Annotated in this window: 21 protein-coding genes, 3 pseudogenes and 1 riboswitch; of the genes and pseudogenes, 15 read left to right on the forward strand and 9 right to left on the reverse strand. The window is 71.2% G+C overall.

Annotation, left to right across the window (positions count from 1 at the left end; all coding sequences use genetic code 11):
• Positions 1–11: 11 nt before the first annotated feature.
• The 4 genes from AB5L52_RS18365 (at position 12) to AB5L52_RS18380 (ending at position 5,487) form a co-directional block, all read left to right on the forward strand.
• Positions 12–1,349 carry a sensor domain-containing protein gene (locus AB5L52_RS18365; protein ID WP_351575819.1) on the forward strand — a complete coding sequence of 446 codons (1,338 nt, stop codon included), beginning with the start codon at positions 12–14 and terminating at the stop codon, positions 1,347–1,349.
• Between the two features lie 221 nt (positions 1,350–1,570).
• Positions 1,571–2,230, forward strand: a complete 660-nt coding sequence (locus tag AB5L52_RS18370; protein ID WP_351575942.1) for a response regulator transcription factor — start codon at positions 1,571–1,573, stop codon at positions 2,228–2,230.
• Between the two features lie 274 nt (positions 2,231–2,504).
• Entirely contained in the window at positions 2,505–4,433 is a 1,929-nt protein-coding gene (locus AB5L52_RS18375) for a 2-oxoacid:acceptor oxidoreductase subunit alpha (RefSeq protein WP_369365047.1), read from the forward strand.
• A complete protein-coding gene (locus tag AB5L52_RS18380; RefSeq protein ID WP_369365049.1) occupies positions 4,426–5,487 on the forward strand; it encodes a 2-oxoacid:ferredoxin oxidoreductase subunit beta in 1,062 nt (353 codons plus the stop codon). Before AB5L52_RS18375 ends, AB5L52_RS18380 begins: the two co-directional genes overlap by 8 nt.
• A 33-nt stretch (positions 5,488–5,520) precedes the next feature.
• Here the strand turns inward: AB5L52_RS18380 and AB5L52_RS18385 are convergent, their stop codons facing one another.
• Positions 5,521–5,949, reverse strand: coding sequence for a winged helix-turn-helix transcriptional regulator (locus AB5L52_RS18385; protein ID WP_369365050.1), 429 nt, complete (start codon positions 5,947–5,949; stop codon positions 5,521–5,523).
• Between the two features lie 95 nt (positions 5,950–6,044).
• Between AB5L52_RS18385 and AB5L52_RS18390 the strand changes: the two genes are divergently transcribed.
• The 3 genes from AB5L52_RS18390 (at position 6,045) to AB5L52_RS18400 (ending at position 8,631) form a co-directional block, all read left to right on the forward strand.
• The gene (locus tag AB5L52_RS18390; protein ID WP_369365051.1) at positions 6,045–6,899 is read left to right on the forward strand and encodes an SDR family oxidoreductase; all 855 of its coding nucleotides are present in this window, start codon (positions 6,045–6,047) and stop codon (positions 6,897–6,899) included.
• A 125-nt stretch (positions 6,900–7,024) separates the two neighbouring features.
• The gene (rarD, locus tag AB5L52_RS18395) at positions 7,025–8,044 is read left to right on the forward strand and encodes an EamA family transporter RarD (protein ID WP_369365053.1); all 1,020 of its coding nucleotides are present in this window, start codon (positions 7,025–7,027) and stop codon (positions 8,042–8,044) included.
• A 107-nt stretch (positions 8,045–8,151) separates the two neighbouring features.
• On the forward strand, positions 8,152–8,631 hold the full coding sequence (locus AB5L52_RS18400; protein ID WP_369365054.1) for a VOC family protein: 480 nt from the start codon (positions 8,152–8,154) through the stop codon (positions 8,629–8,631).
• A 56-nt stretch (positions 8,632–8,687) separates the two neighbouring features.
• Here the strand turns inward: AB5L52_RS18400 and AB5L52_RS18405 are convergent, their stop codons facing one another.
• Positions 8,688–9,890 (reverse strand): hypothetical protein, encoded by a 1,203-nt coding sequence (locus AB5L52_RS18405; protein ID WP_369365056.1) that lies wholly within the window; start codon positions 9,888–9,890, stop codon positions 8,688–8,690.
• A gap of 197 nt (positions 9,891–10,087) precedes the next feature.
• Here AB5L52_RS18405 and AB5L52_RS18410 point away from each other — a divergent pair, with 197 nt between their 5' ends.
• Positions 10,088–10,675, forward strand: a complete 588-nt coding sequence (locus AB5L52_RS18410) for an NAD(P)H-dependent oxidoreductase (protein WP_351026781.1) — start codon at positions 10,088–10,090, stop codon at positions 10,673–10,675.
• 41 nt (positions 10,676–10,716) lie between these two features.
• On the opposite strand, the gene AB5L52_RS18415 is transcribed toward AB5L52_RS18410, so the two are convergent.
• The 4 genes from AB5L52_RS18415 to AB5L52_RS18430 form a co-directional block, all read right to left on the reverse strand.
• The gene (locus AB5L52_RS18415) at positions 10,717–11,652 is read right to left on the reverse strand and encodes an ABC transporter permease (RefSeq protein ID WP_351575841.1); all 936 of its coding nucleotides are present in this window, start codon (positions 11,650–11,652) and stop codon (positions 10,717–10,719) included.
• Positions 11,639–12,661 carry an ATP-binding cassette domain-containing protein gene (locus AB5L52_RS18420; protein WP_369365057.1) on the reverse strand — a complete coding sequence of 341 codons (1,023 nt, stop codon included), beginning with the start codon at positions 12,659–12,661 and terminating at the stop codon, positions 11,639–11,641. Before AB5L52_RS18420 ends, AB5L52_RS18415 begins: the two co-directional genes overlap by 14 nt.
• 76 nt (positions 12,662–12,737) lie before the next feature.
• The gene (locus AB5L52_RS18425; protein WP_369365059.1) at positions 12,738–13,940 is read right to left on the reverse strand and encodes an outer membrane lipoprotein carrier protein LolA; all 1,203 of its coding nucleotides are present in this window, start codon (positions 13,938–13,940) and stop codon (positions 12,738–12,740) included.
• A gap of 444 nt (positions 13,941–14,384) precedes the next feature.
• Positions 14,385–15,395, reverse strand: coding sequence for a polyprenyl synthetase family protein (locus tag AB5L52_RS18430; RefSeq protein WP_351026787.1), 1,011 nt, complete (start codon positions 15,393–15,395; stop codon positions 14,385–14,387).
• Positions 15,396–15,999: 604 nt separating this feature from the next.
• Positions 16,000–16,212, forward strand: a riboswitch (cyclic di-AMP (ydaO/yuaA leader).
• Positions 16,213–16,216: 4 nt separating this feature from the next.
• On the opposite strand from AB5L52_RS18430, the gene AB5L52_RS18435 reads away from it, so the two are divergent.
• Positions 16,217–16,708 carry a transglycosylase SLT domain-containing protein gene (locus tag AB5L52_RS18435; RefSeq protein ID WP_351575846.1) on the forward strand — a complete coding sequence of 164 codons (492 nt, stop codon included), beginning with the start codon at positions 16,217–16,219 and terminating at the stop codon, positions 16,706–16,708.
• A gap of 244 nt (positions 16,709–16,952) precedes the next feature.
• Here the strand turns inward: AB5L52_RS18435 and AB5L52_RS18440 are convergent, their stop codons facing one another.
• From AB5L52_RS18440 to AB5L52_RS18450, 3 genes and pseudogenes are all read right to left on the reverse strand, one after another.
• A complete protein-coding gene (locus AB5L52_RS18440; RefSeq protein ID WP_351026790.1) occupies positions 16,953–17,765 on the reverse strand; it encodes an HAD family hydrolase in 813 nt (270 codons plus the stop codon).
• A 133-nt stretch (positions 17,766–17,898) separates the two neighbouring features.
• Positions 17,899–19,100 (reverse strand): annotated as a pseudogene (locus AB5L52_RS18445) (FAD-dependent oxidoreductase).
• Between the two features lie 45 nt (positions 19,101–19,145).
• On the reverse strand, positions 19,146–20,390 hold the full coding sequence (locus AB5L52_RS18450; protein ID WP_369368923.1) for an ATP-grasp domain-containing protein: 1,245 nt from the start codon (positions 20,388–20,390) through the stop codon (positions 19,146–19,148).
• A 306-nt stretch (positions 20,391–20,696) separates the two neighbouring features.
• Between AB5L52_RS18450 and fahA the strand changes: the two genes are divergently transcribed.
• The 6 genes and pseudogenes from fahA to AB5L52_RS18480 form a co-directional block, all read left to right on the forward strand.
• Positions 20,697–21,914 carry a fumarylacetoacetase gene (gene fahA / locus AB5L52_RS18455; RefSeq protein WP_369365061.1) on the forward strand — a complete coding sequence of 406 codons (1,218 nt, stop codon included), beginning with the start codon at positions 20,697–20,699 and terminating at the stop codon, positions 21,912–21,914.
• Positions 21,915–22,391: 477 nt separating this feature from the next.
• On the forward strand, positions 22,392–23,330 hold the full coding sequence (locus AB5L52_RS18460) for a M56 family metallopeptidase (RefSeq protein ID WP_369365063.1): 939 nt from the start codon (positions 22,392–22,394) through the stop codon (positions 23,328–23,330).
• A 133-nt stretch (positions 23,331–23,463) separates the two neighbouring features.
• The gene (locus AB5L52_RS18465; protein ID WP_369365065.1) at positions 23,464–24,252 is read left to right on the forward strand and encodes a GntR family transcriptional regulator; all 789 of its coding nucleotides are present in this window, start codon (positions 23,464–23,466) and stop codon (positions 24,250–24,252) included.
• 47 nt (positions 24,253–24,299) lie between these two features.
• Entirely contained in the window at positions 24,300–24,527 is a 228-nt protein-coding gene (locus AB5L52_RS18470; RefSeq protein WP_031166915.1) for a ferredoxin family protein, read from the forward strand.
• A 14-nt stretch (positions 24,528–24,541) separates the two neighbouring features.
• Positions 24,542–25,735: pseudogene (locus tag AB5L52_RS18475) on the forward strand (ABC transporter substrate-binding protein); the annotation flags it as partial.
• A 1-nt stretch (position 25,736) separates the two neighbouring features.
• Positions 25,737–26,381: pseudogene (locus AB5L52_RS18480) on the forward strand (ABC transporter ATP-binding protein); the annotation flags it as partial.
• Positions 26,382–26,392: the final 11 nt, after the last annotated feature.

Genomic DNA, 26,392 nt, shown 5'->3' on the forward strand with positions numbered 1-26,392 from the left:
GGACGAGAACGATGGCCACGGAGTACGGACACGAGTACGGATACGGGCGGGGGGACGGCGGCTCCGCCGGAGGCCATCGGCTGCCCGCCGCACTGCGGGCGCCCTTCGAGGCGCGCAGCTGGCGCGAGTTCGGCTATGTCCTGCTGAGCCTGCCGCTCTCCATCGTGCTGTTCACCTGGACGGTGACCATGGTGTCGCTCGGCGCCGGCCTGCTGGTGACCTTCATCGGCGTCCCGGTGCTCGCGGCGGCGCTCGCCGGCTGCCGGGGCTTCGGCGCGCTGGAGCGGGCGCGGGCGCGCGGACTGCTCCGGCTGGACGTGGCCGAGCCGGAACCGCTGCGGATGCGCGGGCCGGGCGCGCTGGCCTGGATGGGCGCGGTACTCAAGAGCGGCACCTCCTGGCGGAACATGCTGTACGCGCTGCTGCAGTTCCCGTGGGCGGTGTTCTCGTTCTCGGTGGCGAGCCTGTGGACGATGGGCTGGGCCCTGCTGACGTACCCGCTGTGGTTCTGGGTCTTCCCCGCGTACGCCGGCCAGGGCGGGCTGCAGCTGTACGGAGACGAGCACCACAGCGTCTATCTGGACAACCCGTGGGAGATCACCGTGACGGCGCTGGTCGGGCTGCTGTTCACGCTGGCCACGCCGTGGATCGTACGGGCCCTGACGACGGTGGACGGACTGCTGGTCCGGGGGCTGCTGGGGCCGTCGCCGCTGTCGGCGCGGGTGGTGGAGCTGGAGTCGGACCGCGGGGTCGTGGTCGACACGGCCGCCGCGGACCTGCGGCGCATCGAGCGCGACCTGCACGACGGGGCACAGGCCCGGCTGGTCAGTCTGGCCATGGATCTGGGGCTGGCGAAGGAGAAGCTGCAGGAGGATCCGCGAGCGGCGGCCCGGATGGTGGAGGAGGCGCACGGCGAGGTGAAGACGGCGCTGCAGGAACTGCGCGACCTGGCCCGCGGCATCCATCCGGCCGTGCTGACCGACCGTGGTCTGGACGCGGCGCTGTCCTCGGTCGCCTCCCGCTGCACGGTCCCGGTGCGGGTCGAGGTGGATCTGCCGGCCCGCCCGGCACCGGCCATCGAGGGGATCGCCTACTTCACGGTCTCCGAACTGCTGCAGAACATCAGCAAGCACAGCCGGGCCCGCTCCGCGTCGGTGGACGTGTGGCACACCGAGGACCGGCTGATGCTGCAGGTGACCGACGACGGTGTGGGCGGCGCGGACGTCTCCCGAGGCTCGGGCCTGGCCGGTCTCGCCGGACGCCTGGGCGCGGTGGACGGCGTCCTCGTCGTGGACTCCCCCACGGGCGGCCCCACCCGGGTGATCGCGGAACTGCCCTGGCGGGCCTGACACCCGTCCCCCACCCTCCCTCCCCCCATCACTCATTCGTCACCCATTCGCCACCCACGGTGACACCGCCGGTCCCCCCGCCCTTCCCCGGCGGGGGGATTGTTCCGGCGGGGCGGCGGCACGGGCCGAATGCTGGAATGCTGGACCTTCGTACGACGTACCGACGAACGTCGTCGGGAGCGGGATCGGGCTTGGGGGGCCAGGAGATCGTGGAGGACAGGGTGCGGGTGGTCATCGCCGAGGATTCAGTGCTGCTCAGGGAGGGCCTGACCCGGCTGTTGACCGACCGCGGGCACGATGTCGTGGCCGGTGTGGGGGACGCGGAGGCACTGGTGAAGACCGTCGCCGACCTTGAGGCACAGGGCCTGCTGCCCGACGTGGTGGTGGCGGACGTACGGATGCCGCCGACGCACACCGACGAGGGCGTGCGGGCGGCCGTACGGCTGCGGAAGGCACATCCGGGGCTCGGGGTGCTGGTGCTGTCGCAGTACGTGGAGGAGCGTTACGCCACCGAGCTCCTGGCCGGTTCCAGCCGGGGTGTGGGCTATCTGCTCAAGGACCGGGTCGCCGAGGTGCGCGAGTTCGTGGACGCGGTGGTACGGGTCGCCCAGGGCGGTACGGCGCTGGACCCGGAGGTGGTCGCGCAGCTGCTCGGCCGCAGCCGTAAGCAGGACGTGCTCGCGGGGCTGACCCCGCGCGAACGCGAGGTGCTCGGGCTGATGGCCGAGGGGCGCACGAACTCGGCGATCGCCCGGCAACTGGTGGTGAGCGACGGGGCCGTGGAGAAGCACGTCAGCAATATCTTCCTGAAGCTCGGCCTGGCCCCGAGCGACGGGGACCACCGGCGTGTTCTGGCAGTGCTCACCTACCTGAATTCCTGAGCGAACGACACTCGGTAACGACACTCAGTACAGCGCACCCGGCACACAACGTGCCGGAAAACAAACGGGGGAAGGAGTTCCGGCGTTTCGGCGCCCAGGGCCGGGCTCGTGAGTGAGCTCAAGGCCGACTCGAATGCGCTACAGGCCGACTCGAAATGTCGTCCAATCTGCGGATCGCCTCGGGAAGGCGACCCTAACCGACGTAGTGTTGATCCTGGGATGGTCCGTGGGACGACCACGCCCCGGACAGCCGCCTCGAAGGAGGTCCAGTTCAGTGACCAGCCAGGTCAGCAGCCCAACGGAGCAGACCGACGGAACCGTCGTGGGAGAGCAGCGCACACCGGGCGGCGCGAAGGACGTGCGGCGCCTGGACCGGGTGATCATCCGGTTCGCGGGGGACTCGGGTGACGGCATGCAGCTCACCGGTGACCGGTTCACCTCGGAGACCGCGTCCTTCGGCAACGACCTCTCCACTCTTCCGAACTTCCCCGCCGAGATCCGCGCGCCCGCCGGCACCCTGCCCGGCGTCTCCAGCTTCCAGCTCCACTTCGCGGACCACGACATCCTCACCCCGGGCGACGCGCCGAACGTGCTCGTCGCCATGAACCCGGCCGCGCTGAAGGCGAACGTCGGCGATCTGCCGCGCGGCGCCGAGATCATCGTCAACACGGACGAGTTCACCAAGCGCGCCCTGCAGAAGGTCGGCTATGCCGCCTCCCCGCTTCAGGACGGCTCGCTGGACGGCTACAACCTCCATCCGGTGCCGCTGACCACCCTCACGGTGGAGGCGCTGAAGGAATTCGACCTCTCCCGCAAGGAGGCCGAGCGCAGCAAGAACATGTTCGCGCTGGGTCTGCTGTCGTGGATGTACCACCGGCCCACCGAGGGCACCGAGAAGTTCCTGAAGGCGAAGTTCGCGAAGAAGCCGGAGATCATGGCGGCGAACATCGCCGCGTTCCGGGCGGGCTGGAACTTCGGCGAGACGACGGAGGACTTCGCGGTCTCCTACGAGGTCGCCCCGGCCGCCCAGGCCTTCCCCGTGGGCACCTACCGCAACATCTCCGGCAACCTCGCCCTGGCCTACGGCCTGATCAGCGCCTCCCAGCAGGCGGACCTGCCGCTGTTCCTGGGCTCGTACCCGATCACGCCGGCGTCCGACATCCTGCACGAGCTGAGCCGGCACAAGAACTTCGGCGTGCGGACCTTCCAGGCGGAGGACGAGATCGCGGGCATCGGCGCGGCCCTGGGCGCGGCGTTCGGCGGCTCGCTCGCGGTGACCACGACCTCCGGCCCGGGTGTGGCGCTGAAGAGCGAGACGATCGGTCTGGCGGTCTCCCTGGAGCTGCCGCTGCTGGTCGTCGACATCCAGCGCGGCGGCCCGTCGACCGGTCTGCCGACCAAGACCGAGCAGGCGGACCTGCTGCAGGCGATGTTCGGCCGCAACGGCGAGGCGCCGGTGCCGATCGTCGCGCCGCGGACCCCGGCCGACTGCTTCGACGCCGCGCTGGAGGCGGCCCGGATCGCGCTGACGTACCGCACGCCGGTGATGCTGCTCTCCGACGGCTACCTGGCCAACGGCTCCGAGCCGTGGCGGATCCCGGACCTGGACGAGCTGCCGGATCTGCGCGTGCAGTTCGCCTCCGCCCCGAACCACACGCTGGGGGACGGCACCGAGGTCTTCTGGCCGTACAAGCGGGATCCGCAGACCCTCGCCCGGCCGTGGGCGATCCCGGGCACGCCGGGTCTGGAGCACCGCATCGGCGGCATCGAGAAGCAGGACGGCACGGGCAACATCTCCTACGACCCGGCCAACCACGACTTCATGGTCCGCACCCGCCAGGCCAAGATCGACGGCATCGAGGTGGCGGACATCGAGGTCGACGACCCGCACGGCGCGAAGACGCTGGTCCTGGGCTGGGGCTCGACCTACGGGCCGATCACAGCCGCGGTACGGCGGCTGCGCCGCGCCGGCGAGTCGATCGCCCAGGCCCATCTGCGCCACCTCAACCCGTTCCCGCGCAATCTCGGGACGGTGGTCGAGTCGTACGACAAGGTGGTGATCCCCGAGATGAACCTCGGTCAGCTCGCCACCCTGATCCGGGCGAAGTACCTGGTCGACGCCCACTCCTACAACCAGGTCAACGGCATGCCGTTCAAGGCGGAACAGCTCGCCGCGGCACTGAAGGAGGCCATCGATGACTGACACCGGCAACGGACTGCTGCAGCTGGTCCCCAAGGCCGAGGCCAAGCAGTCGATGAAGGACTTCAAGTCGGACCAGGAGGTGCGCTGGTGCCCCGGCTGCGGTGACTACGCGATCCTCGCCGCCGTCCAGGGCTTCATGCCGGAGCTGGGGCTGGCCAAGGAGAACATCGTCTTCGTCTCCGGCATCGGCTGCTCCTCCCGCTTCCCGTACTACATGAACACCTACGGGATGCACTCCATCCACGGCCGCGCCCCCGCCATCGCCACCGGACTGGCCACCAGCAGGCGGGACCTGTCGGTGTGGGTGGTGACCGGTGACGGCGACGCGCTGTCCATCGGCGGCAACCACCTGATCCACGCCCTGCGCCGCAACGTCAACCTGAAGATCCTGCTGTTCAACAACCGGATCTACGGCCTCACCAAAGGCCAGTACTCCCCCACCTCCGAGCTCGGCAAGATCACCAAGTCGACGCCGATGGGCTCGCTGGACGCGCCGTTCAACCCGGTGTCCCTGGCCATCGGCGCCGAGGCGTCCTTCGTCGCCCGCACCATCGACTCCGACCGCAAACACCTCACCGAGGTCCTGCGCCAGGCCGCCGACCACCCCGGCACGGCCCTGATCGAGATCTACCAGAACTGCAACATCTTCAACGACGGCGCCTTCGACGCCCTCAAGGACAAGCAGCAGGCCGAGGACACGCTGATCCGGCTGGAGCACGGGCAGCCGATCCGCTTCGGTACCGACGGTGCGCGCGGTGTCGTGCGCAACCGGGCCACCGGGGACCTGGAGGTCGTCACCGTGACACCGGAGAACGAGGCGGAGATCGTGGTCCACGACGCACACGCCGCGTCCCCGACCACCGCCTTCGCACTGTCCCGGCTCGCCGACCCCGACACCCTGCACCACACCCCGATCGGTGTCTTCCGCTCGGTCGAACGGCCGGTGTACGACACGGCGATGGCCGAGCAGCTGGACACCGCGATCGAGCAGAAGGGCAAGGGCGACCTGGCCGCGCTGCTGGCCGGCGGGGACACCTGGACGGTCGTCGGCTGAGCCACCGGCCAAGTCACCGGCTGAGCCGGCGTTTCACGAGGCCCGGGACTGGATTTCCCGGGCCTCGTCGTGTGCCCGGCGCTTCTCGTCGTAGGCGGCGCGGGCCTGCTCCACCCGGCCCAAGCGGTCGTGTGTCCACTGGGCGAGGGAGCGCACCTGCTGCGCCGCCTCGCGGCCGAGGTCGGTGAGGGAGTAGTCGACGCGGGGCGGGATGACCGGCTTGGCGTCCCGGTGGACCAGACCGTCGCGCTCCAGGGTCTGCAGGGTCTGGGTGAGCATCTTCTCGCTGACGGTCCGCCCGCCGAAGCGGCTGACCGCCCGGCGCAGCTCACTGAACCGGTACGGCCGCTCCAGCAGCTCGGTCAGGACGAGGACACCCCAGCGGCTGGTGACGTGCTCCAGGACGAGCCGGTACGGGCACAGCGCCTCGGCGTCCGTGGACTGCTTCTGCCTTACTCCCATGCCAGTACCTTACTTCAAAGTGGGTACTTTCGCCGAGTTAGTGCACCTCCTAGGGTGAGTGTCACAAGCCACACCCCCACCAGGAGTTCTGAACCATGAGCATCGTCGTCACCGGATCCACCGGACACCTCGGCCGCCTCGTCGTAGAGCAGTTGCTGGAGAAGGTTCCGGCGGAGCAGATCACCGCTGTCGTGCGCGACGAGCAGAAGGCCGCCGGCTTCGCGGCCCGCGGAGTGAAACTGGCCGTCGCCGACTACAACACGCCCGAGACCTTCGACGACGTCTTCGCCGCGGGCGACAAGGTCCTGCTGATCTCGGGCAACGAGTTCGACAAGGGCCGTCCGGCCCAGCACCAGGTCGTCATCGACGCGGCGAAGGCGGCGGGCGTGGCGCTGCTCGCGTACACCAGCGCGCCGGGCAGCCTCACGGCCGCACTGGCGGACGACCACCGGGCGACGGAGAAGGCGCTGCTCGCCTCCGGCCTGCCGTACACGCTGCTGCGCAACGGCTGGTACTTCGAGAACTACACCGAGAACCTCGCCCCGGTGCTGGAGCACCACGCGGTCGTCCAGGCCGCCGGTGACGGCCGGATCTCGGCCGCCTCCCGCGCCGACTACGCCGCCGCAGCGGTCGCGGTGCTGACCGGCGAGGGCCACGAGAACCAGACGTACGAGCTGGGCGGCGACGAGGCGTTCGGCTTCGCCGAGTACGCGGCCGAGCTGAGCCGGCAGACCGGCGAGGCGATCGCCTACACCCCGGTCTCCGTCGAGACCTTCAGCGACATCCTGACCGGCGCCGGGCTCCCCGGGCCGCTGGCCGCGATCCTGGCCGGCGTGGACGCCGCGATCGAGAAGGGCGAGCTGGAGATCTCCTCCGGCGACCTGTCGCGCCTGATCGGCCGCCCGACGACGCCGCTGGCGGAGGCGGTCACGGCCGCGCTCGGGAACTGACCTCTCCGAGACCCTCGCCGCCGGACACCCTCGCCTGTCATGACCGTATGCCGATACGCACATGACAGGCGAGGGTGTCCGGCGCTACCTTCGTTCTCGCATGCCTGATGTGAGAGGGAGGGGCCGTGGCCGGGACGTCCAAGGGTGAGCACCGAACAGGCCTGCTCAACGGCTTCGCCGCCTACGGCATGTGGGGCCTCGTGCCCCTGTTCTGGCCTCTGCTGAAGCCCGCCGGGGCGGTGGAGGTCCTCGCCCACCGCATGGTGTGGTCCCTGGCCGTCGTCGCCGTGGCCCTGCTCTTCGTCCGGCGCTGGGCCTGGGCCGGAGAGCTGCTGCGCCGGCCGCGCCGGCTCGGGCTGGTCACCGTGGCCGCCACCGTCATCACCGTGAACTGGGGCGTCTACATCTGGGCCGTGAACTCCGGCCGTGTGGTCGAGGCCTCCTTGGGGTACTTCATCAACCCGCTGGTGACCATCGCGATGGGCGTGCTGCTGCTGAAGGAGCGGCTGCGGCCCGTGCAGTGGGCGGCGGTCGCGACCGGCTTCGCCGCGGTCGTCGTACTGACCGTCGGCTACGGCCGGCCGCCGTGGATCTCGCTCGTCCTCGCCTTCTCCTTCGCCACCTACGGCCTGGTCAAGAAGAGGGTCGGTCTGGGCGGCATCGAGTCGCTGGCCGCCGAGACCGCGATCCAGTTCCTGCCCGCGCTCGGCTATCTGCTGTGGCTCGGCGCGCACGGCGAGTCGAGCTTCCTGGACGACGGCGCCGGGCACGCGGCCCTGCTCGCCTCCACCGGGGTCGTCACCGCGCTGCCGCTGGTCTGCTTCGGCGCGGCGGCGATCCGCGTACCGCTGTCCACGCTGGGCCTGCTGCAGTATCTGACGCCCGTCTTCCAGTTCCTGCTCGGCATCCTCTACTTCCACGAGGCCATGCCGCCCGAGCGCTGGGCCGGTTTCGCCCTGGTCTGGCTGGCACTTCTGCTCCTCACGGGCGACGCGCTGCGCTCCGCGCGCCGGGCCGCCCGCACGCTCGCCGGCGCGACCGGCACGCCTTGCACCACCAAGGCGACCGACACGGTCAGGGCCGTACGGGACGCGGAGAGCGCGACCCCCGGGCCGAAGGCGGACCCCGAGACCACGAGGCCGTAGCCGCCGACCACCACCGAGATCCCGAGATCCGGAGATCCCGACGGCGGGCAACGCGGAATCAGCGCGTCCGGCGTGAGCGGCGACTATATGTGGTCACCATGACCGACATGGCCGACCAGACACCCGGACCCACGCCCACCCCGCTGCACTGGAAGCTCGTCATCGACGCGGCCGACCCGCACGCACAGGCGGACTTCTGGGCCGCCGCGCTGCACTACACGGCCGAGGACAACAGCGCCCTCGTCGAACGGCTGCTGTCCGCAGGCGCGCTGCCCGGCGCGGCCACGGTCGAGTACCACGGCCGCCCCGCCTTCCGTGACCTCATCGCCGTACGGCATCCCGACGACCCGTACGACCCGCGGACCGGCACCGGACTGGGCCGGCGCCTGCTCTTCCAGCGCGTCCCGGAGCCGAAGACGGTCAAGAACCGGCTCCACCTGGATCTGCACGCCGGCCCGCAGCAGCGCCCGGCCGAGCTGGCCCGGCTTCAGGCGCTGGGCGCGCGGGTCGTACGCGAGGTGAAGGAAGCCGGCGGTGAGTGGCTGGTGCTGACGGACCCGGAGGGCAACGAGTTCTGCCTGCAGTGAGTTTCGTGACGGTCGCGGTCAGGGGTGACGGTCGTGGTGACGGGTGCCGGCCGTGGTTACGGCTGTGCGGCGCGGGCCGCCCGGTCGGTGAGGCGGACCATGCGGGCGCGGGCGGACTCCAGGGGCCCTGCGTCGTCGGCGGCGGGACCCGGTTCGGCACTGAGGTCCGTCCACAGCTCGATCAGGTCCCGGCCCAGCCGCAAGCCCTCCTCGGGGTCGCGTACGGCACGCCACGCGGTCGCCGCGCTCTGTACGTTGCCGTAGGCGGCCTCCACGTCCCGCGCCTGCCGGCGCAGCCGGGCCAGGTCCAGGGACAGTTCGAAGGCACGGACCGGCTCACCTCCCAAGTAGGCGATGTAGGCGGCCAGTTCACGCAGGTGCAGCACCTCGGCGTGGCCGGGGCCCAGCGCGGTGGTCGCCTCGGCGACCGTACGGTCGGCGAGTTCCGCCGCCGCCTCGATCCGGCCGGCCCGCACGGCCTCGTTGATGCGCGTCATCGCCTCGGTGAGCAACGCGGCCCCCTCCACGGTCTCGGTCACAGGCCCGTCCCCGAGCACCTCCTCGGCGACGGCATCGAAGCCTCGGGCGGGGGTGTGCGTGGAGGCCGGGGGCTCCACGAGCTCGGGCGCGACGAGAACGGAGACCGCGGGCACGGGGGCGCCTGGCTCCCGGGCGGCGGCCGGCCCGGCGACGCCCTTCGGGAAGCCGGTCGCACGGATGCCGGCCTGCGGAACACCCAGGACGGCCGGCGGAACCGGGGGCGTCGGGGCCCCCGCCATGACCGGCGGGGGACCGAACTGGCCCATCGGCGTCCGTACGGTCCCCGCAGGTACGCCCGCCGGTTCCTGCGCCGAAGCCGCACCCGTGCCCGCACCCGTGCCCGCCGCACCTTCCGGCGAAGCCGTGCCCGCCGCGCTCGGCTCCTCCCGGGACGCGAAACCCGCCGCGCTCGGCTTCTCCTGCGGATTCACTCGTACGGGTTCCCCCGTCACCCGGCTGGAGCCGTCCGCCGAGACCTCCAGGGGGACGACGCAGCCCTCGCGGTCGTCGTGGATCGTGGCGCGTATGGGGGCGCCGAGACTGATGGCCAGGCGCTGGAGGTGGTTGAGGACGGCCTGCTGGATCTCCTCGCCCGGCGCCGCCACCACCGGCGTCCCGCCCACCGACGCGCTTCCCGCGCCGAAGACCCGGACCGGTACCACTGCCGGATGCGCCGCGGGCGGCTGCGCCCGCTTCTTCTCGAAGCTGAGTCGAGACATCGGTTTTCCCTCACTCCCCCGGCGTCACGCGATCCGGTCGTACGCGCCCTGCCCACCAGTGTGTCGGCTTGCCTCGGCTTCCGCGTCACCGCAGCGTCACAGCCTCGCACCAGCCGCACCCTGGCCAAAATTGCTTGCGTGTGCATAAAATGCGCATGCCTTTATTCGTCGTACGGCAGTACTCATCTGGGGGACCCATGAGCCGTCGCTTCCTCTTCGTCCTGGGCAGCGCACGCACCGAGGGCAACACCGAGCTGCTGGCCCGCGCGGCGGCCGAGCAGCTGCCCGGTGACGTCGAACAGCGCTGGATCCGCCTGGCCGAGCACCCGCTGCCCGACTTCACGGACCTGCGGCACGCCAGCGACCACGCACGGCCGCCGGCGGACAGCCCCGCCGGTCTGCTGCTGGACGCCACGCTCGCGGCCACGGACATCGTGATCGCCTCTCCCCTGTACTGGTACTCGGTGTCCAGCCTCACCAAGCGCTACCTGGACTACTGGTCCGGCTGGCTGCGCACCCCCGGCCTCGACTTCAGGGCGACCCTGTCCGGGCGCACCCTCTGGGGCATCGCCGCGCTCGCCGACAGCGAGCCGTCGGTAGCCGACCCCTACGCCGGCACGCTCAACAACTCGGCCGCCTACATGGGGATGCGCTTCGGCGGGGTACTGCTGGGCAACGGCAGCGCACCGGGCGACATCCTGAAGGACACCGACGCGCTCACGCGCGCGAAGACGTTCTTCGCGCAGGACGCGCCCCTCGCGCGCTTCCCGCACCAGGTCGCCTGAGGCCGTCCCGGAGGTCTCAGCCCCGGAGGCCTCTCAGTGGGTCAGGCGCTGATGTCCTTCGTCGAGAAACGCGCCCAGGCCGCCGAGCCGAACACGGCCGCGTACAGCGCCTGGAGGCCGAGGTTCTTCACCAGGTCGTCCCAGTAGACGGGGTCGCGCATCAGGTCGGCGAAGGACAGCCAGTAGTGCGAGAAGAAGTACGGCTGGAGCGCGTGCAACTGAGGTATCTGGTCAAGGATCTGCACGGTGATGAGCAGGCCGACGGTGGTGGCCATCGCCGCGATACCGCTGTTGGTGAGCGTCGACACGAACAGGCCGAGAGCCGCCAAGCCCACCAGTGAAGCGGCGACCACCAGGGCTATCAGCAGGGCCCGGCCGAGGCCCTCGGCGAAGCTGATCCGGGTGCCGGAGATGGTCGTGAGGTCGCCCAGCGGGAAGAGCAACGCACCGACGAGAAGCGCCGATACGGCGACGACCAGGGTGGCCAGCACGCAGAAGGCCATCATGGTCGTGTACTTGGTGAGCAGCAGCCGGGTGCGGCCGGCCGGGGCGACCAGCAGATAGCGCAGGGTGCCCGCGCTCGCCTCGCCCGCTATCGCGTCGCCCGCGACGACTCCGACGGCCATCGGCAGGAAGAACGGCAGGGTCGCCGCCAGCGCCGTGAACACCAGGAACAGGCCGTTGTTGGTGATCTGCGAGATGAACGCCGGGCCCTGGCCACTGTGGTCCGCCGCCCCGCCGCCCCGCGTCTGGATCTTCACCGCGATCCCCACCAGCACCGGCACCGCGGCCAGCACCCCGAGCAGGGCGAGCGTGCGCCAGCGCCGGAGGGTCGTGACCAGCTCGCTGCGGAGCAGCCCGAACGTCCACAGCGGACTCGGCCGGCGGACGGCGGCTCCGGGAACCGACTCGGCTCCGGCGACTTTCCCGGCCCCGGGAACAGCCTCGGATCCGGCAGCCGTCTCAGCCCGCGACATCGAAGCCCTCCCCCGTCAGCGCCACGAACGCGTCCTCCAGCGAGGCTCGTTCGACCGTGAAGCCCCGTACCCGTACCCCCGCCGCGACCAGGGCGGCGTTCACCTCGGCGAGGTCCCGCGCGGGCGGTTCGCCGGTGACCCGGTCGCCGTCGGCGGTGACGTCCCCGACGCCCTGTTCCTTCAGCACCCGGGCCGCCTCGGCCGGATCCGGGGTGGTCACCGCCAGCCGGCCGCGCGCCCCGGCGGCCAGGTCGGCCACCGCGCCCTGTGTGACGAGCCGGCCCCGCGCCATGACCGCCGCATGCGTGCACACCTGCTCGATCTCGTCGAGGAGGTGGGAGGAGAGGAAGACGGTGGTGCCGTCGGCCGCCAGCTCCCGGATCAGCGTGCGGATCTCGCGCATGCCTTGCGGGTCGAGGCCGTTGGTGGGCTCGTCCAGAACGAGCAGCCGACGCGGCTGGAGCAGCGCGGCGGCGAGGCCCAGGCGCTGCTTCATACCGAGCGAGTACGCCTTCGCCTTCTTGCCCGCTGCCGCCACGAGGCCCACCCGGTCCAGGGCGGCGGCGACGCGGACGCGGCGGGTGCGGGGGTCGGCGGTCGGGTCGGCGTCGTCGTAGCGCAGCAGGTTGTCCCGGCCGGAGAGGAAGCCGTACAGGGCTGGGCCCTCGATGAGCGCGCCGACCTGCGGCAGGACGGCACGGGCCGCCCGGGGCATCGGGCGGCCCAGCACGCGGGCCGTGCCCGCCGTCGGCTCGATCAGGCCCATCAGCATGCGGATGGTGGTGGTCTTGCCCGAGCCGTTCGGACCGAGGAAGCCGAAGACGCTGCCCGCCGGGACGGTCAGATCGAGCCCGTCGACGGCGAGCTGTCCACCGCGGTAGCGCTTGGTCAGACCACGAGCGACGATGGCCGGCTCCTGCGCCGGCCCGGGAGCCGGGGCACGCTGCTCGGCGTGCCCCGCGCCCCTCGCATCTGCCGCGTCCCGGTCCGTGGCGGACGGCTCGTCCATCGGCTCCCCCCTCGATTCGTCCTGCCCCCGAAGGGTCAACGTACGATCGCGTCCCGCCGTGCCCGGAAGGGGTCGGTCACTTCGCCGCGTCGGCCGCCTTCACCAGGGCGTCCTTGGTCACCGCGCCGGCGTACACCTTGCCGTTGTCGGTGATCAGGGCGTTGACCAGGCGAGTGGAGAAGACCGTGCCCTTGCCGAACTTGCCGGAGACCTTCTCGCCGAGCGAGCCGAGGAAGCCGCCGACGTCACCGCCCTTGGAGCCGGTCGGCAGGGCGCCCTTGGCACCGGTGTCGAAGGTCGCGATGGACGTCCAGCCCTTGCCGAGGACGCCCGCGCCCTTCATGCCGCCCTTGGCGAAGCCGTCGCCGGACTCGCGCCCGTGCCGCCGGGCCGCGGAGTCCTGCTTCTCGTCCGTCACCTTCGCACCCTTGGGCGGGGTGAAGTCGAAGGTGGAGCCGGCCGGCTTGGCGAAGGAGACCTGGGTGAAGCCCGCGTCGAGGACGGCGGCGCCGCCGCTCTTCGGCGTCAGCGTGAACTTCAGCGGCATGCCCGTCTTCGCGTCGACGGCGATGCTGATCGCGCCGACCGTGGTGCCGGACTGCCGGGGCTTGATCAGCAGCTTGTAGGCGTCGCGGCCGGCGACCTGCTCGGTGCCGTCGACGGTGACGGACGTGGTGCCGTCCACCGACTTCAGCGCCTGGTCGGCGAAGTCCTTCGGCGTGGCCGGGGGCTCGGCCTTGCGGTCCTTGCCGGAGTCGGCCGAGGTGGAGTGGTGGACCGCGTTGCTCTTGCTGTCGTAGCCCCACACGTCCTTCCCGTGGTGGATCAGGCTGTACTCGGAGCCGCTCTCCAGCAGCGACAGCTTCTGCTTCTCCGGGCCGTCGGCGGCGACGCGCAGCGTGTGCGTGCCGGAGAGGAGCGAGGTGAGCTGGGACTGCGGGTCGGCGGAGGAGCCGTCGCCGGAGCCCTTGGCGGCGCCGGAGGCCAGGCTGTTCTCCAGGCCGCCGAGGTTGGGCAGGCCGAGGTCGGTGTTGATCCGCACGGTGCCGGACAGCTGCTGCACGTCCGACTTGGCGATCTTCTCGATGAGCTGCTTGGCGGTGATCCTGGGCAGGTCGGGGTCACCGGAGGCGGCGAGCGCCGGGACCAGCCCGATCGTGGCCGCCGCGACCCCCACCACCGCGACCGGGACCGCGTAGCGAGCGGCCTTGCGGCGTCCGGCGCGCGGATCCTCGTCCCGCGTGGCGTCCGCTGCGTCGTCGGTTTCGTACGGTGCCATGTGTGCCTTACCTCCGTTGTCGGCGGCGGCTGTCCTCACGCTGGTCCACCAGAGCCGCCATTCTCACCCGAATCGGTGAGGGGTGGTGATTTCCGTGCTTCCATCTCACCAAATCGGCCTTGAGGAAGCGTCAGACCACGGAGCCAACTCCGTGTACGACTGCGGTATGACACGTAGCGGCGGCGACTCCCCCGACCCGTAAGGGTCTCACCGGAACGGGCGGAGCCGTAAGGGGACGCAAAGGGGCGGGGCGCAGGGCCGTACGACTGGCTGCGCCGCGCAGCGTGACCACGGCGGCCTTCGGCGATCGTCCCGGGCAGCAGCCGACGTGGCGCCGACCGGGCAGCCGGCGCGGGTCGGCCGGACGTCAGCCGAGACGGCCGGCCGGGGACCGGGCAGCCGGCCCGGGTCGGAAAGGCGCCGGCCGAGGCGCTCGGCCGGACGTCAGCCGGCGCGGTGGACCACCGCGTCGCACAGCTCCATCAGTGCCGCCTTGGCGTCGCACTCCCTGAGCGGCGCCAGCGCGGCGCGAGCCTCCTCCGCGTAGCGGACGGTGTCCCGGCGGGCCTGCTCCAGCGCGGGGTGCGCGCGCAGCGCGGTCAGCGCCTCGGCGTGCCGGGCGTCGTCGCTGAGGTCGGAGTCGAGCAGCTCGCACAGCGCGAGGTCCTCGGGCAGCCCCAGCCGGGCCGCCCGCTCGCGCAGCCGCAGCACGGGCAGCGTCGGGATGCCCTCGCGCAGGTCGGTGCCGGGGGTCTTGCCGGACTCGTGCGAGTCGGAGGCGATGTCCAGGACGTCGTCGGCGAGCTGGAAGGCGACCCCGAGCCGCTCACCGTACTGGGTGAGCACATCGACGACCGTCTCGTCGGCGCCCGACATCATCGCGCCGAACCGGCACGAGACCGCCACCAGCGACCCCGTCTTGCCGCCGAGCACGTCCAGATAGTGCTCGACCGGGTCGCGGCCGTCCGAGGGGCCTGCGGTCTCCAGGATCTGGCCCGTGACCAGCCGCTCGAACGCCAGGGCCTGTACCCGGACCGCCTCGGGGCCGAGGTCGGCGAGGATCTGGGAGGCACGCGCGAAGAGGAAGTCGCCGGTGAGGACCGCGACGGAGTTGCCCCAGCGGGTGTTGGCACTGTCCACACCGCGCCGCACGGCCGCCTCGTCCATGACGTCGTCGTGGTACAGCGTGGCGAGGTGGGTCAGCTCCACGACCACGGCCGACGGTACGACGCCCGGCGCATAGGGGTCGCCGAACTGGGCCGCGAGCATCACGAGCAGCGGCCGGAACCGCTTCCCACCGGCTCGCACGAGGTGCTGCGCGGCCTCCGTGATGAACGGGACCTCGCTCTTGGTGGCCTCGAGCAAGCCTTCCTCGACAGCCGCCAATCCGACCTGGACATCGGCTTCCAGAGCCTGGTCCCGCACGCTCAGCCCGAACGGCCCGACGACGGTCACGAGGGGTCTCCTGTCTGCAGGTGTCTGCTGGCGATTACACGGTTTGTCGATAGGTCGCTGCCATCACTCAAGTCAGCGTATCCGGTCCTCTTTCGATCACCGATAGCGCCCACCGGTCCAGCCCAGGCGGTATCGGATCATGACCGGTATGTTTTTGATCAAGTGGTAAGAGCGGACATTTATCGACTTAACAGGAATCTGCCCGCTTTGTCGCGAACCGGACGGCGAGCGGAGTAACGCGCACACCTCCCTCCGCGCGACCTTCCGTACGGCCCTCCGCACACCCCTCCTCGCGCCCCCTCCGGGTGGACGCGACCACTACGACAACGACGGGCACCGCACCACGGGTTCCACCGCCCAACCGAACCGCCCAAATCCCCCATGTCCGATTTGACTTGATTTGCCATTTCGTGAGTTGGGTCACGTGCGCCCATCGATCCCCGCATCCGCCCGACCACCCCTTCCCCCCTTGCCGTGTCGGCGAGTTGGCCATTGGCAACCGCAAAGGATCAAGCACCCCATACGGCGCAGATCAAGGTCAAATGGTGCGTTGTGTGAATCCGGTACTTGTTCCCGACATGTGCTCTCGCATACGTTCCCGGCCACCAGGCGGACGCCGAATCCTGCCACCGCCTGCGTAACCCCATCTACGAACTCATTCATAGGGCAGGAGCGGGGGACCCAGGTAAGTCGCCGGACCGGACGGCACACGTCGCACCGGAACGGCTAGGGGTGAAGCCGTGCCTCTCCGGAGGCGCGGCCGGGCACCTCCCCGCCCGAACCCGACAGCTCACCTCGCAGGCGTCGGAGAGGACTTCCCCATGCCTGCTTCCGCTCAGCACCGCCGTACCCGCAACAACCGTCTCGTCCGCACCCTCGCCGTCATCAGCACAGGTGCCGCCGTTCTCGCCCTGCCGCTCATCGGCGCCACCAGCGCCTCCGCGGCCACCGGCAAGACCAGCACGAAGGTGTCCACCACCCCCGCCGGGTACCCGAACAACCTCAACGGCTGGATCCGCGAGTCGCTCGCGATCATGGCTCAGAAGGGCATCCCGGGCAGCTACAACGGCATTTACCGCAACATCATGCGGGAGTCCTCCGGCAACCCGATGGCCATCAACCTCTGGGACTCCAACGCCGCCGCGGGCACCCCGTCCAAGGGCCTGCTCCAGGTCATCCAGCCGACCTTCAACGCCTACCACGTGGCCGGTACGGCCTTCGACCTCTACGACCCGGTCGCCAACATCACCGCGGCCTGCAACTACGCCGCCGCGCGCTACGGGTCGATCGACAACGTCTACAGCGCGTACTGACAGCCGCCGCCCCTTAGGCGGACCGGAACGACACCGGCCGTCCGGCACGTCCCCGCACCTGACGGACGGGGACGTGCCGGGCGGCCGCCGGGCATCCACCGGACCCACCGCGGACGGCCGCGCGCCGATGTGGCCGTCGACCGGTTCCGTACCGACGTGCCGGTCACTCGGTCGCGTACTGGTGCGCCGGTCACCGGGTCGGGTACTGAGGTGCCGGCCACTCGGCCGGGTACTGAGGTGCCGGTCAGTCGGTCGGGAACAGTCCTTCGAGGACGACCGCGATACCGTCGGCCTCGTTCGACAGGGTGATCTCATCGGCCACCGCCTTGAGTTCGGGATGTGCGTTGGCCATGGCGACTCCGTGTCCGGCCCAGTCGAGCATCGGGATGTCGTTGGGCATGTCGCCGAACGCCAGAGCCTCCTGTGCGGCGATGCCGAGCCGCTCGGCGGCGAGCGCGAGGCCGGTGGCCTTGGTCACCCCGGACGGCTGGAGCTCCACGGTCCCCGGCCCCGACATGGTGACCGTCGCGAGCGAGCCCACCACCGCGCGCGCGATGGCCGCCAACTCGTCGTCGGGCAGCGCGGCATGGCGCAGCAGCACCTTGCTGATGGGCTCGCACCACAGGTCGTCGCGCCGGCCGACCCGCACCGCGGGCAGGGTCGGGTGCGGCATCCGATAGCCCGGCTCGATGAGCGTGAGCCCGTCGACGCCGTCCTGGTCGACGGCCGCGTAGACCTGCCCCACCTCCGCCTCGATCTTGCCGAGCGCGGTCTCGGCCAGCTCCCGGTCCAGCCGCACCGACCACAACAGGCGCCCTGATCCGGCGTCGTAGACCTGCGCGCCCTGCCCGCACACCGCGAGCCCCGTGCAGCCGAGGTGCGCGAGGAGGGGCCGTACCCGTGGGGCGGGGCGGCCCGTCACCACCAGGTGCCGGGCACCGGCCCGCGCCACCCGTGCCAGCGCGGCCAGCGACCGCTCGGAGACGGTGTCGTCGCCGCGCAGCAGCGTTCCGTCCAGGTCGGTGGCGATCAGTGCATACGCGGGGGAGGCTGCCATGATCAGAGAATACGGATACCGCGCCCTGCCGACTCATCTTGTAGTCCTGCGTACTTACGTACTGATCAGCCTCAAGTGGCGCCCGCGGGCGCCTTGATGACGTCGTCCACCGCTTTCCCTGCCTCGCGCGGATTCACCCGTGGGCCGCCGCCAGGTGTTTCGCCAGCCGCGGGGAGGCGAACTCCGTGCCGCAGACGAAGCGCATCACCGGGCCGTACGACGACGCGGCCGGCAGGCCGGTGAAGTACAGGCCGGGCACGGAGGAGACATAGCCGGAGCCGAGCTTGGGCGTGCCACGGCTCACCGCGAGCCGCGTGCGCAGTTCATGGCCGAGGAAGTCCATCGCCGCGATGTCGACGCGGTAGCCGGTGGCCGCGATGACGTGGTCGGCGGTGAGCCGCTCGGTGCGCCCGCCGTGCGTGCGCACCGTGAGCACGGGGCTGCCGTCCGGTGCCTCGGCGGCCACGACCCGCTCGACGTCCTCCACCTGCACGGCGCTCTCGAAGCGCTGGCGCAGCCACCAGGCGCCGAGCGGTCCGAGGACGCGGCGGACCAGGTAGTGGCGGGTGGCCTCGGGCAGATAGCGGTAGGGGTGCGGGTAGTGGCTGAGCGCCCACAGCGACCAGGCGTTGCCGAACGGGGACTCGGGGCGCAGCTTCGGCTGGTCCCAGGGCGGGGCGCCGAAGGCGACCCGGCCGCGCCGCGCGCGACCACACGCACGCGTGCCCCCGCTTCGGCGGCGAGCGCCGCCGTCTCCAGCGCGGACTGGCCGGCGCCGATCACGATCAGCTCCTTGCCGTCGAACCTGCCCAGGTCGTGATGCTGGGAGCTGTGCGAGACCGGGCCCGTGGGCGCCGGTCCGTCGGCCGCAGCTCCCTTGAGCTCCGCCGGCAGGTGCGCGAGGCCGGACAGCCCGGTGGCGACGACGACCGCGCGCGCGGTGAACATCTCGCCCGAGTCCAGCTTCAGTTCGAAGCCGCCGCTCTTGTCGCGGTCCACGGCGACGACCCGCACCCGCTCCAGGTCGGGGACCAGCTGCTGCTGGAACCACTCGCCGTAGCCGATGAACGTCTCCACCGGGATGATGTCCTCGTCGGTCACCAGGCGGCGGATGCCGGCCGCGTCGCAGTAGTCGACGAGGGTGTGGCCGGGCTGCGGGCAGTCGAAATTCGAGGCGGCGGGTGTCGACTTCAGGAGCATGCCCTCGGGCATGTGGTCGCGCCAGCTGACCATGGGGTCGCCGAAGACGCGGACGGGGATGCCGCGCGCCCGGAGATGGGCGGCGGTGGACAGGCCGAACGGCCCGGCCCCGATGACTGCAACCGGTCGAGTCACGAAGTCCCTCCCCAGGACACGGTGCGCCACTCTTGGTGGCCTTGCCTACTTCGTGGAGGTGCTGCTGCCGCGGCGGTTGGTCCGCCACAGCTGATAGAGGTGCTTCGCGCCCGGGCGCACGAAGCGGGCGAGCATCGTGAGGAACGGCAGCGGGTCGTCACCCGCGAGCCAGGCCAGCTCCGTCCCGCTCGCCCGGGCCGGCGCGTGCGGCGTCGTGTAGCCGCTGCGGCGGTAGGCGAGGAGGGCGGGCAGGTCGATGTTCTCCACGATGTAGCGGTGGCCGGCGCGCTGTTCCCCCTCCGGTACGGCGCGGCCGGTCAGATTCAGATGCATCGCGCGTACGACGTCCACGCCCGACTCGCTCTCGAAGAGGCGGAACTGGGCGCCCATGCGCGGGTTGAAATCCAGGAGCTTGTACTGTCCGTCGCGCCGGTCGAAGCGCAGGTCGAGGTCGATGATGCCGCTGTAGCCGATCTGTTTGATGAAACGTGCGGCGAGGTCGGTGAGTTCCGGGTTGTCGACGACGTAGGCGTTCGCCGTCATGCCGGCGTGCGGCGGCCACGAGCGGACCTTCACGCCGGTGAACAGTGCCAGGGGGCTGGAGTCCTGGTCGAAGCAGGCGTGCACGATCCAGTCCTCGGCCTCCTCGCGCGGCAGGTACTCCTGAAGGATCACGCCCGGCTCGTCGCCCCAGTCGTGGGCGAGGGTGAGCAGGCCCTCACGGGTGGCGATCCTCGTGGTGCCGCCCACCGCGGGCCTGCTGCGCCGGACGAACGCCTCGCGGTTCTTGGCCACCACCGGGAAGCGGGCCGTGTCGGCGAAGGCCACGATGTCGTCGTACGACTCCGGAAAGGCCGACGCGGGGCTGGCGATGCCGTGCTCCACACACAGTTCGTGCAGGCCCTGTTTGCTGGCGAGCCTGCGCGGCAGCGCGGGGTCGACCCGCGGGAAGAGAAAGGATCCGGCCAACTCGTCCTGGTGCTCGGCGATCAGTACGGCGGCCTCCTCGTCGGTCGGGACGAGGACGGCGGGGCGGCCGATACGACGGCCGATGCGCAGCAGACCCTCGACCAGGTGGCCGGGGTCCTCCGCACCGGTCGTCGGCCATACGAAGGCCTTCTTCAGATAGCGCGAGGAGGCCGCGGGCGTGTACGCGTCCTCGGTGACGGCATACATGGGCACGCCGAGCCGGCCCAGGCTGCGGATCGCTCCGACACCGCCGTGGTGCAGCGGATAGTCGCCGAACTTGACGATCAGTCCGGGCACTTCACGGTCCGCCTCGAACGGCACACCGATGCCACTTCCGGCCACGGGTCCCCCCACGTGTCCCCCCATTGGAACGGACCCACCCCGTCCGTGTCCCCAAAGGACGCTAAGCCGGAATTGCCGCCTCCGACAAGGCTTATTCGGACATTGCGAACTCTTTAGGCGGGGTGCGAGCAACCTTTCGAAGGCGCCGCTACTCGCGCCTTTCGGACACCTCTGCGGGCGCCACTCGAGGCACTGCCCAAGATACGCGTTACGGCCGTAACGTGTGGCGCGACCACATGAAACGCATCGCCACGCACGGCCCGGATGAGAGTGAGGCAGTACCCCATGCCCCCCTTCGACGTCCCCGAGGGCGACCCCTTCGGCCCGCACAACCTCCCCTATGGCGTGTTCTCGCCTTCCGGCAGCACGGAACGGAGGGTCGGCGTCCGGTACGGGGACCACGTCCTCGACGTGGGCGCCGCGGCCGCCGCCCTCGGCTCGCCGTACCACTCCCTGCTCGCCCGGCCCACCCTCAACGCGCTGCTCGCCGCCGGCCGCCCGGCCTGGTCGGACGTACGGCGCGTGATCACGTCCTGGATCACGGACCCCGCGCACCACGAGGCGGTCGAGCCCCTGTTCCGCCACCTCTCCGAAGTGACCATGCACCTGCCCTTCGAGGTGGCGGACTACGTCGACTTCTACGCCTCGGAGAACCACGCGCGGAACGTGGGCCAGATCTTCCGCCCGGACGCCGCGGACTCCCTCACCCCCAACTGGAAGCACCTGCCCATCGGCTACCACGGCCGCTCCGGCACGGTGGTCGTCTCCGGCACGGACGTCGTACGGCCCTCCGGACAGCGCAAGGCGCCGGCCGACCCGGCACCCGTCTTCGGCCCGTCGGTCCGGCTGGACATCGAGGCCGAGGTCGGCTTCGTCGTCGGCGTGCCCTCCGCACTGGGCAGCCCGGTCGCGCTGGCCGACTTCCGTGACCACGTGTTCGGGCTCTGCCTGCTCAACGACTGGTCCGCGCGGGACATCCAGGCCTGGGAGTACGTCCCTCTCGGCCCCTTCCTCGGCAAGTCCTTCGCCACCTCCGTGTCGGCATGGATCACGCCGCTGGAAGCGCTGGAGCACGCGCGCGTGGCGCCCCCCGAGCGCACGCACCCGCTGCTTCCCTACCTGGACGACGCGGCGCCCGGCATCGAGCCCGGCGGCTACGACCTGCGCATCTCCATCGCGATCAACGGCCATGTGGTCTCCGAGCCGCCCTTCTCGACGATGTACTGGACCGCCGCCCAGCAACTCGCCCACATGACGGTGAACGGCGCCTCCCTGCGCACCGGCGACCTGTACGGCTCGGGCACGGTGAGCGGCCCCGAGGAGCACCAGCGCGGCTCCCTGCTGGAACTGACCTGGAACGGCCGCGACCCCCTGGAACTCCCCGACGGCAAGCGGGCCTTCCTGGAGGACGGGGACGTCGTGACCCTGTCGGCCTGGGCTCCCGGAGCGAACGGGCGCCGCGTCGGACTGGGGGAGGTCAGCGGGCGGGTCGTCACGGGGTGAACGGTGCCGGGGCGGAGGGGCTCAGGCTGGGCCGCGCCGGTTCGGGCGGCCTCGGAGCAAGCGCCCGGCGCGACGCGGGGACACAGTTGACTCCTCCGCCACCGGCGGCGCGGGCGACGGCCGCGAGCCGTCGGCCCGGGACGCTCCGCCGCGAGACGGCGGAACTCACGACCGGGTCCAGGAGCCTCATGGCCTGGGCAGTGGCCGTGGAGTTCGGAGAGGACGGCGACCCGGCGGCGGTGCGGCAAGCCCTGCGGGAGCGGAAGGCATAAGACTTCCGCTCCCCTGGGGCGGGCAAGCCAGGCATGAGGGAGAGCGGGCGGCGGAAACCGCGGGACGGATCAGCCCCGAGACCCTGACTCGCGCCGCCCCTCACCGTCATACTGAGCGGGCACGCACCACGCGACGCGCCTCGGCGCAGCGCCCCGCACCACCAGACACCCGCACAACTCTCCGACCAGGAACCGGAGCCCCGGCATGACCGTCTGCCTGCTCCTGCTGAGCGTCGTCGCCCTGACGGCCGCCCTGCCGGCACCACGCGCGCTGACCCGTGCCGCCTGGCCCGAGCGGGACCCCGTGGTCGCGCTGTGGGTGTGGCAGTGCCTGGTCGCCACCGTCCTGCTGTGCTGCCTGGTCGCCCTGATCCTGGGCACGGCGGCCGTCTTCCGCACCGTCCGCGACCGCGTGTTCGCCCCCGCGCCGCCCTCCGTCACCGCCGCCTACGACCTCTCCTCGGCACCGGTGTGGGCCGCCGCCCTCACGGTGCTGCTGGCGTGCGGAGCGGCCTGGACGACGGCGATGCTGGCCCGGGAACTCGTCGAGGCCCGACGCAGCCGCGGCCAGGCCCGCGCACAGCTGCGCGAGCGCGCCCCCGACCTGCCAGCCGGGCTGCCGGCGGCACGCGGCCCCATGCTGGTGCTGGAGGACGAGTACCCGGACGCCTGGTGGATGCCGGGACACCCGCCGCAGTTGGTCGTCACCACGGGGGCGCTGCAGCGCCTCACCGACCACCAGCTAGACGCCATCCTCACCCACGAACGCGGGCACGCGCGTGCCCATCACGACTGGCTGCTGCACCTGTCCACCGCGCTCGCCACAGGCTTCCCGCGCGTGCCGCTGTTCGCGCACTTCTGCGACCAGACGCACCGCCTGGTCGAACTGGCCGCCGACGACACGGCGTCCCGCCGCTGCGGACACCTCACCACGGCCCTCGCCCTGATCGAGCTGAACCAGCACCGGGGCGTCCTCTCCTGCGACTCCAGCCGACGTCTGCTCGGCGAACGCGTGGACCGCCTGCTGGAGCCGCCGCCCCGGCTGCTGCGCCGGCACCGGGCCCTGACGACGACGGTGGCCGCCCTGGTGCCGCTGCTGCCGCTCCTGATCACGTTCGCGCCGGGGCTGACAGCCCTGTCCTGACCGTCCCACCGGGTGGCAGATCTTCCCGCTCGGAAGAGAGAACTCGCAGCTCAGCCGCGTATCAAACGCCCTCTCCCCTGGCGCAACACTTCAGCAACACGACTTTCCCCACCGCATCGGTATGGTTCCAGCCATGCCACCCACCGACCGCCCCCTCGACCATGCCGGTCAGGGCGCCGCGACCACCGTCGCCGCCCACCGCACGCGTCGTCGGCTGCGTGCGGACCGGGCCCGGCAACTCGCCGACCTGCTGCGCCACCAGATCCTCACCGGCGCCTCCCAGAACGGCCCCCTCCCCCACGAGTCGGCCCTCGCCGCCGACTACCGCGCCTCCCGCAACACCGTCCGCGAAGCCCTGGACCTCCTCAGGGCCGAGGGCCTGGTGGAACGGCTGCCCGGAGTAGGCACCGTGGTCGTCGCCCGGAAGTACCCGCACGGGCTCGACCGTCTGATGGGCCTCGCGGAAACCCTCCGCGAACACGGCAGCGTCACCAACGAGGTCCGCACCATGGGCCCCGCCCCCGCGCCCGTCCCGGTGGCCGAACGCCTCCGCGTCCCCGCCGGCGCCGACGTCCTCTACATCGAGCGCCTGCGCCGCCTGAACGGCCTCCCCCTCTCCCTCGACCTCACCTACGTCCCGCTCGACATCGGCACCGCCCTGCTCGGCGCCGACCTGGAGAACACCGATGTCTTCCGCCTCCTGGAAGGCATCACCGGCCAGCGCCTCGGCCACGCCGAGATCACCCTGGAGGCGGTGAACGCGGACGCCCACTCCGCCGCCGTGCTCCAGGCCCCGCGCGGCACCGCCGTGCTGATGCTGGAACGCCTCACGCACCTCGCCGACGGCCGCCCCGTCGACCTGGAGTTCATCCGCTTCCGCGGCGACCGGATCACCATGAGCGGCCTGCTTCCCCGGTCGTAGCCACCCCGCCGCACACATCCCTGCCTGCACGTTTCCTGGAGACAGCCATGCCCTTGGCGCCCCAGCGGGCCGACGTGCCCGTGACCATCGACGAGTCGAAGTGCATCGACGGCTGCACCCTCTGCGTGGACATGTGCCCGCTGGACTCCCTCGCCATCGACGAGACCAACGGCAAGGCGTACATGCACGTCGACGAGTGCTGGTACTGCGGCCCCTGCGCGGCCCGCTGCCCCACCGGAGCCGTCACGGTCAACATGCCCTACCTGCTGCGGTGAGAGGGACAACCACCATGAAACGAACGGCAGTTGCCGCCTCGGCAGTCGCGCTCCTCCTCTCCCTGTCCGCCTGCGGCAGCAGCGCCGAGGCAGGCAGCGGCTCCACGGTCACCGTGACCGTCGGCTACCAGTCCAAGACCATCAACACCGTCACCGCGGGCACCCTGCTGCGCTCCCTCGGCTCCTTCGAGAAGCAGCTCAACTCCCTGCACGACGGCCACACCTACAAGGTCGACTGGCAGGACTACGCCACCGGCGCCCCGATCACCGCCCAGATGACCGCCGGCAAGATCGACATCGGTTCGATGGGCGACTTCCCGCTGCTGCTCAACGCTGCTCGCGGCAAACAGCTCGGCCGCCCCACCCACCTGGTCTCGGTGACCGGTTACAACCTGCGCGGCGGCCTCAACACCGTCGTCACCGCACCCGATTCGAAACTCGCCACCCTGAGGGACCTGAAGGGCAAGAAGGTCTCCACGAGTGTCGGCTCCGCCGCCGACGGCACCCTCGTACGGGCCCTGCAGCGCGCCGGCATCGACCCGGACAAGGGCATCTCCAAACTCAACCAGCAGCCCGCCGTGGGTGCTTCGGCACTCTCCGCCGGCAGCGTGGACGCCCTGTCGCAGTTCGTCGCATGGCCGGGCCTGCTCGCCTACCAGGGCAAGGCGAAGGCCCTGTACGACGGCGCCCAGCTGAACCTGCCCACCTTCCACGGCGTCACCGCCCGCGAGGACTTCGCCGAGCAGCACCCGGCCGTCCTGGAGGCGTTTCTCAAGGCCCAGGAGGAGGCGACGGACTACCTCAATGCGCACCCCGTCGCCGCCGCCGAGAAGGTCGCCCAGGCCACCGGCCTGCCCGCCGAGGCCGTCTACCTCTACAACGGCGCCCACGGCATCGCCACCTTCGACCCGGCCGTCAAACCGCAGCTCGTCTCCGCGCTGAAGCAGGACGTGTCCGTACTGAAGGCCGCCAAGCTGACCGGCGACATCGACGTGGACTCCTTCGTCGACGACCGGTACGTCAAAAAGGCCCTCGGCGCCTCGTACGCCCAGCGGCTCAACGCGTCACCCGCGCCGGCTTCGAGCGAAGTGTGGCCCAAGGGCAGCGAGGAGACCATCTCCTTCAGGTCCACGAAGGAGCTGTTGGCGTACGTGGCCGGGCACCGGAACGGGATCCGCGCCGCCTATGCGCCAGACGCCACCACCGGCCGGCGAGATCCTCACCGTCGTCGGCTCCTCCGGCTGCGGCAAGTCCACGTTGCTGCGGACCCTCGCCGGCCTGCTTCCTCCGCTGGGCGGCGCGGCCGAAGTGGACGGCGTGCCGCTGACCGGGCCGTCGGCCGATCGTGCGCTGGTGTTCCAGGAGGACGCGCTGCTGCCTTGGCGCACCTTGCGCGGGAACGTCGAACTTCCGCTCGCCATCAGCGGCGTACCGCGCTCCGAGCGCCGTTCCCGGGCCGAGTCCTGGCTTGCCCGCGTCGGACTCAGCGCGCAGGCGGGGCAGTTGCCGCACCGGGTGTCCGGCGGACAGCGCCAGCGCGCCCAGTTGGCACGCGCCTTGGCCGACAGTCCGCGGGCCGTCCTCATGGACGAACCCTTCGGCGCCCTCGACGCCCAGACTCGCTCCGGCATGCAGGACCTGCTGGTGGAGGTGCTGCGCGGCACGGGCGCGACCGTCGTCTTCGTCACGCACGACGTGGACGAGGCCCTCTTCCTCGGCGACCGCGTGGCCCTGCTCGGCTCCGGCCGGGTGGCCGCCGTACGCGACGTGCCCGGGCCGCGTGACCGTGGCGCCGTCGACGCCCCCGCGCGCGTGGCCCTGCGCCGCGACATCCTCACCTCGCTCGGCTCCTGAAAGGCACCCCG

Origin of the sequence: Streptomyces sp. CG4, from assembly GCF_041080655.1 — a bacterium.
In the GTDB taxonomy this organism is placed as follows: Bacteria; Actinomycetota; Actinomycetes; order Streptomycetales; family Streptomycetaceae; genus Streptomyces.